This window comes from Pseudomonas sp. S3_C06 (assembly GCF_054667675.1).
Genome location: NZ_CP162747.1, coordinates 3,332,021 through 3,346,146 on the forward strand (window position 1 = coordinate 3,332,021; position 14,126 = coordinate 3,346,146).

Annotated in this window: 12 protein-coding genes; 8 read left to right on the top strand and 4 right to left on the bottom strand. The window is 60.1% G+C overall.

All coding sequences use genetic code 11. The features are described 5' to 3' along the window. Window positions 1–239: 239 nt before the first annotated feature. Window positions 240–686 (bottom strand): response regulator, encoded by a 447-nt coding sequence (locus AB4N44_RS14790; protein ID WP_160042100.1) that lies wholly within the window; start codon window positions 684–686, stop codon window positions 240–242. Between the two features lie 258 nt (window positions 687–944). Between AB4N44_RS14790 and AB4N44_RS14795 the strand changes: the two genes are divergently transcribed. From AB4N44_RS14795 to AB4N44_RS14830, 8 genes are all read left to right on the top strand, one after another. Next, window positions 945–2,879, top strand: a complete 1,935-nt coding sequence (locus tag AB4N44_RS14795; RefSeq protein ID WP_318186591.1) for a putative nucleotidyltransferase substrate binding domain-containing protein — start codon at window positions 945–947, stop codon at window positions 2,877–2,879. After that, window positions 2,876–3,583, top strand: a complete 708-nt coding sequence (locus AB4N44_RS14800) for a 3'-5' exonuclease (RefSeq protein WP_127930031.1) — start codon at window positions 2,876–2,878, stop codon at window positions 3,581–3,583. Before AB4N44_RS14795 ends, AB4N44_RS14800 begins: the two co-directional genes overlap by 4 nt. 343 nt (window positions 3,584–3,926) lie before the next feature. Then, complete coding sequence (locus AB4N44_RS14805; RefSeq protein WP_263596565.1) at window positions 3,927–4,403, top strand: RNA polymerase sigma factor; 477 nt, start codon at window positions 3,927–3,929, stop codon at window positions 4,401–4,403. Beyond that, window positions 4,400–5,374, top strand: coding sequence for a FecR domain-containing protein (locus AB4N44_RS14810; RefSeq protein WP_150749692.1), 975 nt, complete (start codon window positions 4,400–4,402; stop codon window positions 5,372–5,374). The genes AB4N44_RS14805 and AB4N44_RS14810 overlap by 4 nt, the downstream gene beginning before the upstream one ends. Window positions 5,375–5,609: 235 nt before the next feature. Continuing rightward, on the top strand, window positions 5,610–8,045 hold the full coding sequence (locus AB4N44_RS14815) for a TonB-dependent siderophore receptor (protein ID WP_316917220.1): 2,436 nt from the start codon (window positions 5,610–5,612) through the stop codon (window positions 8,043–8,045). 74 nt (window positions 8,046–8,119) lie between these two features. Continuing rightward, the gene (locus tag AB4N44_RS14820) at window positions 8,120–9,250 is read left to right on the top strand and encodes a PepSY-associated TM helix domain-containing protein (RefSeq protein WP_150749694.1); all 1,131 of its coding nucleotides are present in this window, start codon (window positions 8,120–8,122) and stop codon (window positions 9,248–9,250) included. Then, window positions 9,247–9,426: a hypothetical protein gene (locus tag AB4N44_RS14825; protein WP_127930036.1), complete on the top strand. Its 180-nt coding sequence runs from the start codon at window positions 9,247–9,249 to the stop codon at window positions 9,424–9,426. Before AB4N44_RS14820 ends, AB4N44_RS14825 begins: the two co-directional genes overlap by 4 nt. Window positions 9,427–9,600: 174 nt before the next feature. Beyond that, entirely contained in the window at window positions 9,601–10,230 is a 630-nt protein-coding gene (locus tag AB4N44_RS14830) for a glutathione S-transferase family protein (RefSeq protein WP_150749695.1), read from the top strand. Between the two features lie 208 nt (window positions 10,231–10,438). Here AB4N44_RS14830 and creD read toward each other — a convergent pair whose 3' ends face one another. The 3 genes from creD to creB all read right to left on the bottom strand — a co-directional run bounded on the left by creD (window position 10,439) and on the right by creB (window position 14,076). Beyond that, window positions 10,439–11,809 (bottom strand): cell envelope integrity protein CreD, encoded by a 1,371-nt coding sequence (gene creD / locus AB4N44_RS14835; RefSeq protein ID WP_316917222.1) that lies wholly within the window; start codon window positions 11,807–11,809, stop codon window positions 10,439–10,441. A 168-nt stretch (window positions 11,810–11,977) separates the two neighbouring features. Then, a complete protein-coding gene (creC, locus tag AB4N44_RS14840) occupies window positions 11,978–13,396 on the bottom strand; it encodes a two-component system sensor histidine kinase CreC (protein WP_150749698.1) in 1,419 nt (472 codons plus the stop codon). Beyond that, window positions 13,396–14,076, bottom strand: coding sequence for a two-component system response regulator CreB (creB, locus tag AB4N44_RS14845; RefSeq protein WP_150749699.1), 681 nt, complete (start codon window positions 14,074–14,076; stop codon window positions 13,396–13,398). The genes creC and creB overlap by 1 nt, the downstream gene beginning before the upstream one ends. Window positions 14,077–14,126 lie beyond the last annotated feature (50 nt).

Genomic DNA, 14,126 nt, shown 5'->3' on the forward strand with positions numbered 1-14,126 from the left:
ATCCATCCCCCTCACCCCAGCCCTCTCCCCCAAGGGGGCGAGGGGGAAAGGGAGCAGATCCATGTGCTTTTCAAAATCTGGGCTCGGCTCAGCAATTGCCAAGGGTTGAGGGGAAAGGGAGCCAATCTTTGTGCTTTTCAAAACCGGAGTTCGACTGAGGAATTTCAAGTCGGTGGACCTTGCACATCCACCGCAGTCAGTCCCCTCTCCCTCTGGGAGAGGGTTAGGGTGAGGGGCTTTTAGGGTTCTATCCCCAATTCATGCTTCACCAACGCCAACAACTTGCCCGTATCAATCGGCTTGAGCAGAAAATCCACCACGCTCAAATGCATCGCCGCAATCGCGTCTTTCACATCAGCATCACCCGACACAATGATGATCGGCATCGCCGCCCGCACCGATTCGCGTACTTGCCGAATCAGCTCAAGCCCACCGACATGCCCCATGCGCAGATCGGTGATCACCAGCCCGATTGAAGGTTTCTCCTCCAGCATCTTCAGCGCAGTCTCGCCACTGGCTGCGGTCAGGCAACGAATGCCGTCCAACGCGAGAATCTCCGACAACAGCTCCCGGGCGTCCTTGTCGTCATCAACGATCAATACACGCTGAGGTGGAAGATCAGGTTCGAGCATGACTGCACTGAGCGCTTCTCGCTCGGCATCGCTCAAAATATCGTGGTCGGACATGGCGTTCTCTAAGTATTCAAAACAGTCCCTTGGCAAGTGGTCAGACATCGCAGGGCAGAGCTTCAATGTGCACTTCGTCGGATTTTTTTCCAAGGGGGCAAGCAAGGGAATTTCCGACTGTTTGCGTAGGGCATCTCCGAAACTGCGCCAATGGTGGCAAAACCTAGACTTACGTCCAATGGGCACCCTGTCCGCAGGGGTCGACCATGGCCGTAACGATCCGACAACAACAATTCGAAAAAGACTGCGGTAATGGTTATGAGTAAAGCGGACGCCTTCACCCAGGCAGGGAAAACCGCGGTATTGCAGAATATTCAGGGCACCCTGCAATTCCTCCAGCGCTTCCCGCCCTTCAATCAGATGGAACACGCCCACCTCGCTTATCTGGTGGAGCAATGTCAGCTGCGTTTCTACGGCCAGGGCGAGAGCATCATCAAACCTGCCGACGGCCCGGTCGAACACTTCTATATCGTCAAGCAAGGTCGGGTGGTCGGCGAACGTCAGCACATCACCAAGCCCGGCACCGAGACCACGTTTGAAATCACCACCGGCGAATGCTTTCCGCTGGCCGCGCTGCTCGGTGAACGCGCAACCCGCACCGAGCACTTGGCTGGCGAAGATACGTTCTGCCTGCAACTGAACAAACTGGCGTTCATCAAACTGTTCGCCCTCTCCAACGCCTTTCGCGACTTCGCCTTGCGCGGAGTCAGCAGCCTGCTCGATCAAGTCAACCAGCAAGTGCAGCAGAAAGCAGTGGAAACCCTCGGCACGCAGTACTCGCTGAACACCCGACTTGGCGAATTGGCCATGCGCCACCCGGTCACCTGTAGCCCCGACACACCACTGCGCGAAGCGGTGAAATTGATGCACGAGCAACAGGTGGGCAGCATCGTTGCGGTGGACGAACACAAGGCGCCGCTGGGGATTTTCACCCTGCGCGATTTGCGCCACGTTGTGGCTGAAGGCATCGGTGATTTCAGTGAAGCCATCGAGCGCCACATGACGCCTTCGCCCTTTTATCTTTCGCCGGATCACAGTGCCTTCGATGCAGCGATTGCCATGACCGAACGGCACATCGCCCACGTCTGTCTGGTCAAGGATCAGCGTTTGTGCGGCGTGGTCTCCGAGCGCGATCTGTTTTCCCTGCAACGGGTCGATCTGGTGCATCTGGCGCGGACCATTCGCAGCGCGCAACGCGTCGAACAACTGGTGAGCCTGCGTGGTGAGATCGGCCAACTGGTCGAACGCATGCTCGCCCACGGTGCTTCTTCGACCCAGATCACCCACATCATCACCTTGCTCAACGACCACACCGTGTGCCGGGTGATCGAACTGACTCTCGCGGAAAAAGGTGACCCCGGCGTGCCGTTCAGTTGGTTGTGCTTTGGCAGCGAAGGCCGCCGCGAGCAGACGCTGCACACCGATCAGGACAACGGCATTTTGTTCGACGCGCGAGACGCGGCGCATGCAGCAGAGATTCGCGGCAAGCTGCTGCCGATTGCCCAGCAGATCAACCAGAGTCTGGCGCTGTGCGGCTTCACCCTGTGCAAAGGCAACATCATGGCCGGCAACCCCGAGCTGTGTTTGTCGCGAGCGGAATGGGCACGGCGTTTTGCAGCTTTTATTCGTGAGGCGACGCCGGAGAATCTGCTCGGGTCGAGCATTTATTTCGACTTGCGCGTGGTCTGGGGAGATGAACAAGGCTGTGAACAACTGCGCCGAGGCATCCTCGATCAGGTCGGCGACAACCGTTTGTTCCAGCGCATGATGGCCGAAAACGCCCTGCGCAATCGTCCGCCGGTGGGACGTTTCCGTGAGTTTGTGCTGGCGCGCAAGAACGGCGAGAAAGCCACACTGGATCTCAAGGTGCAGGGGCTGACGCCGTTCGTGGATGGCGCGCGACTGCTGGCGCTGGCCAACGGCATCGACGCCAACAACACCCTTGAGCGCTTCCGTCAGTTGGTCGAGAAAGAAGTCATTGAGCGCCTGGATGGCGCGGCGTATGAAGAGGCCTATCACTTCATTCAGCAAACGCGCATGCAACAACATCAACTGCAGACGCGGGAGAATCTGCCCTACTCCAACCGCGTCGACCCGGACAGCCTCAATCACCTCGACCGGCGCATCCTGCGAGAATCCCTGCGCCAGGCCCAGCGCCTGCAAAGCAGCCTGACCTTGCGGTATCAGCTATGAGCCTGTTCTCGTGGCTGCGCCCGGCGAGTGCGGTGGTGCCGGTGGATTTCCAGCAGCGTCTGGCGCAGCTGCCGGCGATTACCGAACTGCGCGAATGCACGTTGCGCGAACAACGTTGGGTCGTGCTGGATCTGGAAACCACCGGACTGAACCTGAACAAGGATCGTGTGTTGTCGATTGGCGCGGTGGTGATCGAGGATGGCGCAATCGATTTCAGCCAGCAGTTCGAGCGCACGCTGCAATGCCGCGAGCTGAAGCTCAGCCCCAGTGTGTTGATTCACGGCTTGGGGCCGAACGCGATTGCAGCCGGCAGTGAACCGGCCGAGGCGTTGCTGGAGTTATTGGAGTTTATCGGTGAAAGCCCGGTATTGGCGTTTCATGCGCCGTTCGATCAGCACATGCTCGGGCGCGCGTTGAAGGAGCATTTGGGGCACAAGTTGCAGCAGGTCTTTCTGGATGTCGCCGACATTGCACCGCTGGTGTGTCCGCAGGCGAATATTCGTGAGGCCGGGCTGGATGAGTGGATCGACTGGTTCAAGCTTGAGGTGTTCGAGCGGCATAACGCGAGCGCCGATGCGCTGGCGACGGCGGAACTGGCGTTGATTCTGTTCAGCCGGGCGCGGGGACAGCAGATTCATAGTCCGTTGAATTTGCAGCAGCGGTTGAGTCAGTGGAAGCGGCGGCAGCAGGCGCCTTCGTTCTAAATCAGAAGACCAGCCCTCTCCCCGAGGGAGAGGGAGCCGACCGAAGTGTCTGACGCTTTATATCGACCTGAAAGATCGAGTCGATTGAGGATTCGCTAAAAATCGTTCAGGTCGGTGTACCTCTAGAATATCCCCCGATCGATCCCCTCTCCCTCTGGGCGGTCCGACGTTTCGGGAGGGCTAGGGTGAGGGTCTGCCTTTAACCGCCCACCTGACCAGTGGCCAATTGCTAACCATTCCCACCTCTGCCACAATCGCGAACAATTCGCGTTAGTTAACATTTCCCAATCGGTGATGTCCGGTGTCGTCAGTCCCAAGCCCTAACAGTGAGCTCGTCGGTGCGATGTATCGTGACCATCGCGGCTGGCTGCTGGCATGGTTGCGGCGCAATGTGGCGTGCCCGCAACGCGCCGAAGACCTGAGCCAGGACACCTTCGTCCGTCTGCTCGGTCGCGATGCCATGCTGACACCCCGCGAGCCGCGCGCCTTTCTGGTGGCGATCGCCAAAGGCCTGCTGTTCGACTACTTCCGCCGCGCTGCGCTGGAACAGGCCTACCTCACCGAACTGATGCTGATCCCCGAAGGCGAGCAACCGTCGGTGGAAGAACAGCAAATGATCCTCGAAGACCTCAAAGCCATCGACCGCTTGCTCGGCAAACTGTCGACCAAGGCCCGTGCCGCCTTCCTTTATAACCGCCTCGACGGCCTCAGCCATGCCGAGATCGCCGACAAGCTCGGCGTCTCGGTGCCGCGCGTTCGGCAGTATCTGACGCAAGGCATTCGGCAGTGCTACATCGCCCTGTACGGTGAGCCGACGTGAGTCCGGCCAGTTCCAGACCGGTGCCGGCGCATGTGCTGGACGCGGCGATTGCCTGGCAACTGACCCTCGACTCGAGCAGTCCGCTGGAGCGTGAGGAGTTCGCCAAATGGCACGCAGCCAATGAAGAACACGCCCGCGCCTGGCAGCAACTGGGCATGCTCGATCAGCGTTTCAACGTGGCCAAGGGCCCGGCCCGCAGTGCCTTGCTGCAATCGCGCGAAGGCATTCGCCGACGGGTACGCAAGCTCGGCAGTGGGCTGGCCAGCGTTGTGGTGCTGGTCGGTGTGGGGCTGTTTGCCAGTGAACGCTTTCTGCCGCTGGATTACTGGCTCGCCGATCAGCGCACCGCGACCGGTGAGCAGCGCACCGTGCGTCTGGCGGACGGCACTGTGCTGAATCTCAACACCCACAGTGCGGTGGACGTGCGTTTCGATGAGAAGCGCCGGCTGATCGTGTTGCAGGAAGGCGAAATTCTCGTCGAGACCGGTCACGGCGATCCGCGCCCCTTTATCGTCGAAACCCGCGAAGGCAGCATGCGTGCCTTGGGTACGCGGTTTCTGGTCAAGCGTGAAGACGAAGGCACGCGCCTGAGCGTGTTGCAGTCGGCCGTGGCCGCACACGGGCAAGCAAATCCAGAAGAGCAGATCCTCCATGAAGGCCAGCAAGTGCTGCTGCGCAGCGACGGGCTGGATTCGATTGTCGCGCTCAACCCCGGCGCCGATGCCTGGACGCGCGGCATGTTGGTGGTGGATAACGCGCGACTCGGCGATCTGGTGCATGAGCTGGGGCGTTATCGTCGCGGGCATCTGGGCGTGGCGCCGGAAGTGGCGGATCTACGGATTACCGGCAGCTTTCCGCTGCATGACACCGATAAAGCCTTGAGCGCATTGCTGCCGACCCTGCCGGTGCAGATCGAGCGGCATACGCCGTATTGGGTCACAGTCGCGAAGGCCGAGCCCTCCTCCCCTTGATCTGATCGTTCCCACGCTCTGCGTGGGAATGCAGCCCGGGACGCTCTGCGTCCCTGCCGAAGCGGACGCAGAGCGTCCATTGAGGCATTCCCACGCGGAGCGTGGGAACGATCAAGCCCGCAGAAATGTGGCTGTTTTCCAGTTAATCGAAATTATTTTCATCCAGCCCTATCACTTTTTGCTTTTCATCCGGCACACAGGCAATTGAGAAATATTTCCATTCAGGAGCCGCCGTATGTCCCGTTCGCTAGACACCTTGTTGCGCCCCAGTCTGCTGGCTGTCGCCATCGCGCTCAGCGCGCCGCTGATCAGCAGTCCGTTGCTTGCCGCTGAACAAGCGTCCAGCGTACGCGCCTACAACTTGCCAGCGGCGCCACTGTCGACGACCCTCAACCAGATCGCCAGCCAGGGCGGGATTGCGCTGTCGCTGAATCCGTCGCTGGCGGCAGGCAAGACCTCGGCGCCGGTCAACGGCCAATACGATGCGGCTGGCGCTCTGCGCGCGGCACTGCGTGGCACCGGTCTGCAACTGGAACAAAGCAGCACCGGCACTTACACCCTGGTTGCCGTGCCTGAAGGCGTGATGGCCCTGCCGGAAACTTCGGTCATCGGTGTAGAAAACTTCGAAAGTGCCTGGGGCCCGGTCGAAGGCTACACCGCCACTCGCACCGCCGCTGGCACCAAGACCGACACCGCACTGGTCGAAGCACCGCGCTCGATCTCGGTGGCGACCCGTCAGCAAATGGACGACCGCAGCGTGCACAGCCTCGACGATGCCGTGCGCTACATGCCGGGCATCACCGCCAGCAGCTACGGCAGCGACACCCGCGCCGACTGGCTGCGCGTACGCGGTTTCGAGCCGACCCAGTTCCTCGATGGCCTGCCGCTGCCAAAAGGCGTGTACGCCAACCCGAAACAGGAAACCTGGAACCTCGACCGCCTCGCCCTGCTGCGCGGCCCGGCCTCCTCGGTTTACGGCCAGACCCCACCGGGCGGTCTGCTCGACATGGTCAGCCGTCGCCCAAGCGCCGAAGCCAGCAACGAAATCCAGTTGCAGTACGGCAGCGACAACCATCGCCAGATCAACTTCGCCAGCACCGGCAAGATCGACGACGCCGGCCAGTTTCTCTATGGCCTCAGCGGTGTGGTGCGCGACAGCGGCACCCAGGTCGATCACGTCGACAACAAGCGCTACAACATCGCGCCGAGCCTGACCTGGAACATCGACGATGACACCAAGCTCACCCTGCTGAGCCAGTTCACCCGCGACGATACCGGCATCACCAGCCAGTTTCTGCCAATTCAGGGCACTAAGATCAAGTCACCGTTCGGCGATATCTCTCACCACAAGAATCTGGGTGATCCGGACTGGGAATATTACGATCGCACCTACTACGCGCTGGGCTATGCCTTCGAACATCGTCTGAACGATGTCTGGCAGTTCAAGCAGAACCTGCGCTACACCAAGTCGGATCTGTCGTTCCAGTCGCTGACACCGGGGTCGTACCCATTCACCGAAGTGGATGATCAAGGCAATGTCGGACGCACCAGCACCAGCGTCGAAGAAGACATCAGCCAGTTCGCCGTGGACAACAACTTCCAGGCCGACTTCGCTACCGGCGACATCCGCCACACCCTGCTGCTGGGCCTTGATCACCAGCGCAGCAACACCAACTACACCTCGATCTTCGGCTTTTCGGATACCACTCCGGGCACCAACGTGATCACCCCGATCTACGGCCAGCCGATCATTCGTCCAGCGCGTTCCACCGCGTTTTACGATTACGACCAGAAGACCTACCAGACCGGCCTGTACGTGCAGGACCAAATGGCCCTCGACCAGTGGCGCCTGACTCTCGGCGGCCGTGAAGACTGGGTACACACCAGCACCAAATTCATCAACAAGGGTGATGCCACCAACACCCAGCGCGACAAGGCCTTCAGCGGCAACGCCGCGCTCAGCTACGTCTTCGACAACGGTTTCGTGCCGTACCTGTCGTACGCCGAATCCTTCCAGCCGACCACGGGCGCTGATGCCACCTCGACCGGCTCGCTCAAGCCGACCGAAGGCAAGCAGTGGGAACTGGGCATCAAGTACCAGCCGCCGGGCAGCAAAACCCTGCTGACCGCCGCCGTGTATGACCTCACCCAGAAGAACGTCTCGGTCAACACCTTCGTCAACAACGTGTCGATCACCAGCCAGACTGGCGAAGTGAAAGTCAAAGGCCTGGAGCTGGAAGCGGTTTCCGACGTCACCGACAACCTGAAAGTCATCGCCGCCTACACCCTCGCCAAATCCGAAGTGCAGAATGGCGTCGACAAGGGCAATCGCCTGCAACTGATGCCGAACCAGCAAGCGTCGCTGTGGACCGATTACACCTGGCACGCCGGCGTACTCGACGGCTTCGGCATTGGCGGTGGCGTGCGTTACACCGGCAACACCTACGGCGACAAGGCCAACACCTGGCTGGGCAAGGCTGACGCCTACACCGTGTTCGACGCGAGCGTGCATTACGACCTCGGCCGTCTGGACAACAGCCTCAAAGGCGCGTCGCTGGCACTCAACGCGACCAACCTGTTCGACAAGGAATACATTTCCACCTGCGACAGCTTCTACTGCTACTACGGCGACACGCGCAGTGTCGTCGCCAGCGCCACTTACAAGTGGTAAGCGATTGAGCTGAAACAGGCCCTGTGACCAGGCCGTCCCTCGTGGACGGCTTTGGTGTTTTTGAAGGTCATGAAATGAAAAGTAAAACAATCCGCCGCTGGTCGTTCGTGCATACCTGGACCAGCCTGGTCTGCACCGTGTTTTTGCTGATGCTGGCACTGACCGGTCTGCCACTGATTTTCCATCACGAGATCGAGCACCTGCTCGGCGATGCGCCCGAAGTGCGCGAGATGCCCGCCGACACGCCACGTCTGAATCTGGCGCAACTGGTCGAGGCCGCCGAGAAACATCGTCCCGATGAAGTCGTGCAGTATTTCGGTTTCGATGACGATGAGCCGAATGCCGTACTGACGATCATGGCGAAAACCGCCGGCACTGAACCGAACTCGTCGCACACCTTCATGCTCGATGCACGTACCGGTGAAGCGCTGGAAACGCCGTCGGCCAACGGCGGTTTGATGCTGTTTATCCTGCGCCTGCACGTCGACATGTTCGCCGGGCTGCCGGGCAAGTTGCTGCTGGCGTTCATGGGGCTGCTGTTTGTCGTGGCGATTGTCTCGGGGACGGTGCTGTACCTGCCGTTCATGCGCCGCTTGAAATTCGGCACCGTGCGTCAGGACAAGTCCACCCGTTTGCGCTGGCTCGACCTGCATAATCTGATCGGCGTGGTCACCCTGACCTGGGCCTTGGTGGTCGGCGTGACAGGCGTGATCAGCGCTTGCGCCGACCTGTTGATCGCGGCGTGGCGCAACGATGCACTGACCGCCCTGATCGAACCTTACCGCGAAGCGCCACCGCTGACTCACCTGGCACCGGCCACGCGGTTGCTCGACATCGCGGCTGAAGTCGCGCCGGGCATGAAACCGGATTTCATCGCTTTCCCCGGCACACGGTTTTCCAGCGAGCACCATTATTCGGTGTTCATGAAGGGCGGCACGCATTTGACCTCACACCTGCTGACACCGGTGCTGATCGATGCCACCACGCTGCAGGTCACCGCCGTGGCCGAACGACCGTGGTACATGGACGCCATGGGCATGTCGCAGCCGCTGCACTTTGGTGACTATGGCGGCATGCCGATGAAGATTCTCTGGGCCACCCTCGATGTGTTGACCATAATCGTCCTCGTCAGTGGCGTGTACCTGTGGGTGGTGCGGCGCAAAGCGGCGAAGCCTGTGCTGGAAACGGCGGAGGCCTCTGCATGAAACCGCGTCAGTCGAATTTCTGGAAGGTGTTCAGCACGCCGATCGTGATTGCGTTGCTCAGTGCGGCGGGGTTGTTTGCGGCGTTGCTTGGGGATGGGATTTGGGATGCGCTGAGCTGGGTTGGTCTGGGTGTGCCGGCGGTTCTGGCCATAAGAGGATTGCTGCAGCGAAGCTAAAGAAACCTGTGGGAGCGAGCCTGCTCGCGAAAGCGCTCTGACATTCAACACCAATGTTGACTGTACCGACGCCTTCGCGAGCAGGCTCGCTCCCACATTGGTTTTGCACTGGGCTTGAGGACGTGGCGTTACGCGCTATGCTGCTCCCTCATCGTTCTGATCGAGACCCTGCCAATGTCCGCCCCCAGCATGACCCTGTACCACAACACGCTCTCCCCGTTCGTGCGCAAAGTGATGGTGTTGCTGCACGAAACCGGCCAGCAGCATCGCGTCGCCTTGCAAGACTGCGTACTCAGCCCGGTCAGTCCGAGCGCCGAGCTCAATCTCGACAACCCGCTGGGCAAGATCCCCGCCCTGCGTCTGGCCGACGGCAATGTCATCCATGACAGCCGTGTGATCCTCGAATACCTCGACCAGCAACACGTCGGCAACCCGCTGATCCCGCGCGAAGGCGCGGCCCGCTGGCGGCGTCTGACCCTGGCCTCGATGGCCGACGGGATCATGGATGCGTCGGTGATGGTGCGTTATGAAATGGTCCTGCGTGCTCCGGAAAAACATTGGGACGAATGGCTCGAGGCTCAGCGCGACAAGATCCGCCGCGCTCTCGCTGTGTTGGAAAACGACGCGATTGCCGAGCTGACCAGCCATTTCGACGTGGCCGCCATCAGCGTGGCCTGTGCGTTGGGTTATCTCGATCTGCGTTTCCCGGATCTGGGCTGGCGTGAGGCCAACCCGCAACTGGCCAACTGGTTTTTTGAAGTGAGTCAGCGACCGTCCATGATCGCCACCATGCCCAAGCCTTAAATCGGCGGAGCCTGTACCGGCCTCTTCGCGAGCAGGCTCGCTCCCACATTGTTTTTGGGTATGGCAGACATCTCTGTTCCAACACCCATCCTGTGGGAGCGAGCCTGCTCGCGAATGCACCACCTCGGTTCCACAGGCAAATATCCGATAATCCGCGTCACCAACTCATCCTTCCAGCACTGATCCTCACGCAATCCCAGCGACCGGCTCATTGCATCGCCCCCACATCAAACTCCAACGGCTTCGCCGGTTTCTGCCCGATCCCGTACCAATCCAGTTTGCGCGTCAGCACCATGAACACACCGAGCAGACCGAACAGCAACAACGAGCCCATCAACAACGCGTAATCCTCGGCGCTCAGCAAGCCATAGAGCAGGCCATACAACGCCGCCAGCCCCGCCGAAAAACTCAAGCCGTGACGCACACTGCGTAGCACGTGACAGACATAAAACCCGATCAACAACACGCAACCGCTGGCCGACAACAGATACGCCGGGGCGAAACCAATGTGCTCCGACAGCGACAGCAACAACAGATAAAAGAACGCCAGCGCCACACCGACTAGCGCGTATTGCACCGGGTGCACGGCCAGACTCTTGAGCACTTCGAACAGGAAGAAACCGGCGAACGTCAGGACGATGAACAGCAACGCGTATTTGATCGCCCGGTCACTCTTCAAATATTGATCTACCGGATCGATGAAGCTCACGCCAAAGCTGCGGCCGTTGAATGCCTCGCAATCATTGCTGCTGACGCAACGGCTCATGGCGTCTTGCAGGTTGGTGGAGAAGAACGTGGTCTGCCAATCGGCGCTGAAACCCTGATCGTTGATCTCACGCTTGGCCGGCAGGAAATTACCGATGAAACTTGGATGCGGCCAATTCGCAGTGAGGCTGACGCTGCTGCTCTTGCCCACTGGCAACACCTGCAATGAACCGGTGCCTTGCAGACGCAGGTCAAAACCGAAGCTCAGTTCCGTGGTTTTGCTGGTGTCGAGCAGCGGCAGCGTCACTCGTACACCCTCGCCGAGCCAGCCCACTTGAGTCCCCGGCACGAAGTCCAGACGCTGGCCGTCGAGTTCCAGCTTCAGCGCATTTTCGATGCCGCGAATGTCGCTGATACCGACCGCGAGAAACGGTGCATCGAACTGGTAGTCGCTAAAGTCTTCTTTGATGCCCAACTGCGCCGGCAACGAGAAATGGCCGTTGACACGGTTATCGGCGTGGAACAGCCGCGCCTCATAAATGCCGCGCGCACGCAGCTCGGTTTGCACCTGGCCGTCGAGTTCGAAACGCTCCGGCAGGAAGTACAAACGCCCGCGCTCTTCGCTCGGTTCGTCGTAGCGTTGGTTGGTTTTGTCGTTGGTTTTCCAGTTGTGAATCACTTTGCGATACGGCACCACCATCACCGGCCCGCTCAGTTGCTGGCTGTAGCTGGAACTGCGGGCGATGTCTTCGAGCACGCCGTCGCGCAACTGTTGGCGGTCGTCGATGACGCCATCGATCATCAATAAAGGTATCAGCAACAGCAGGATCAGCACGGCGATGGCGCCGAGCTTGATGGTCAGATTCTTGTTCATGGGACTCTCCCTGTTTGGATGGGGGGAGTCTGGTGATCGGGTGTGGGGGTTTTGTGGGGGGAATGTGGAGATTGTGTGGAAAAATCAAAAGATCGCAGCCTTCGGCAGCTCCTACAGGTGTACGCACCCTATGTAGGAGCTGCCGAAGGCTGCGATCTTTTGACGGAATCAAGGCAAGCGCAATGTCACCTCAACACCACTTTCGACATTACGAATCTGCATCGACCCACCATGCAACTTGACCACCTCTTCAACGAAGTTAAGCCCCAGCCCCGTGCTTTTCCGCCCACTGTCCGGTCGCGGTAATGAGTAGAAGCGCTCGGTCAAACGCGGCAAGGCGTAATCGGGAATCGGGGCGGTTTCATTGAACAGACGCAGTTCAATCTGCTCATCCCGACGCTCGGCACTGAACCGCAGCAGCCCCTCAACCGGGGTGAAATCCAGCGCATTCTCCAGCAGATTACCCAACGCCTGACGCAGCAGAAACGGCTCGCCGATCAACAGAAGATCAGCCGCAATCGCCTGTTCGATGCGCAACTGCTTTCCTTCAATCCGCGCCGCCTGCCCCTGCAGCAATTGATCAACCAGCGCCGCCAACGGCACAGCGACCCGCTCTTCAAGGCCCTGACGTTGTTCCACTTGTGCCAGATTCAACAACCGTTCGATCAACTGCTGCATCCGCGCACTTTCGCTGTCGATGTTGCCGACAAAGCGCAGACGTTGAACCGGCGGCATTTCACCTTGCAGCAACTCCGCCGCGCCACGAATCGCCGCCAGCGGACTTTTCAGTTCATGGGTCAACGTATGCACGTAGCGCTCAACGTACGCCTTGCCCTCCAGTTGTGTGCGCATCTGCTCAACCGCTGTGGCCAGTTGCTCCAGCTCACCGCCGCGATAGTGCGGCACTTCCACCCGCCGCCCTTCGCTCACCGCTTGTGCATAACCGGTCAAACGGTGCAGTGCGCGGCTCAGCCACCACGACAGCAAGGCACCAAAGAGCAGACCGAGTCCGATCAAACCCGCGCCGTAAAACAGCAGGCGCCGTTCGGTACGATCCACATAAGGCTGCAATGAGCTGTTGGGTTTGGCCACGGTGACCACGCCGATGATCTGCCCGTTGTCGCGGATCGGCGCGCCGACGTGCATCACCGACGAGCTCGCGTCGTCCGGGTCGCTGCGGCTCGAACGCGCACCGTATTCGCCGCGAAGGGTCAGGTAGACGTCGTTCCAGCGCGAATAATCCTGACCGACCGCGACGCCACTGGAATCGAGCACAACGATGCCTTTGGCGTCGGTGACGTAAATGCGGTGGTTGACCTGATTTTTCGGTAAGCCCCAAATGCTCGCTTGCGGCTGACGCTCGCCATAGGCGCGCAGCAACTCGGGCCAGCGGTTCTCGCTGAGGGTGCCGGCCTTGAAATCGTCCCGCAGGATTTCCGCCATCAGGTTGGCGGTGTCGACCAGGGTTTCTTCGGTGGACTGGCGCACGCCGGGACGGATTTCTTCCATCACCGTGTTGAGCACAAAATAGCCGGTCAGGCCGACAAACAGCACATACACCAGAAAGATCCGCAGCCCCAGTGACATCAGCTGTGCCCCGGGCTGTAGCTGTAACCGAGGCCGCGATGGGTCTGGATCGGCTCGGCGTCGGCGCGCACCAGACGCAACTTGGCGCGCACGCTTTTGATATGACTGTCGATGCTGCGCTCGTAGCCGGCGTCGGCCGCTACGCCTAGCGCATCAAGCAATTGCTCACGACTGAACACCCGCTCGGGTTGTTCGAGCAGGCATTGCAGCAGGCGGAATTCGTGGCGGGTCAGGGTCAACGTCTGGCCGCGATAAATGATTTGAATCCGCTCCGGATCGATTCTAAATAGCGCTGAAGTGGCTTCAATCGCAGGACGCGGCGCCATGCGTTTAAGGATTGCCTTCACTCGCGCCGCGACTTCACGCGGGCTGAACGGCTTGACCACATAATCGTCGGCACCAATTTCCAGACCCACCACGCGATCAATCTCGGCATCGCGGGCGCTGAGGAACAGCACCGGCACCTCGCTGAAGCGCCGCAGTTGCTTGCAGGTCTCGAAACCGCTGATATCCGGCAGGCCGATGTCGAGGATGATCAGATCGGCCGGGGCCTGCCGCTGATGCTCCAGCGCCGCCGCGCCGAGGCTCAGCCACGTGGTGGTGAAGCCTTCGCCCTGCAAGGCAAAAATCAGCGTGTCGGCAATCGCCGCTTCGTCTTCGACAATCAGGATATGAGGCATGGCGTCCGAGCCCGTAGGTTAAGTGCGCGAACGGTGCCCCAAGCCCGACG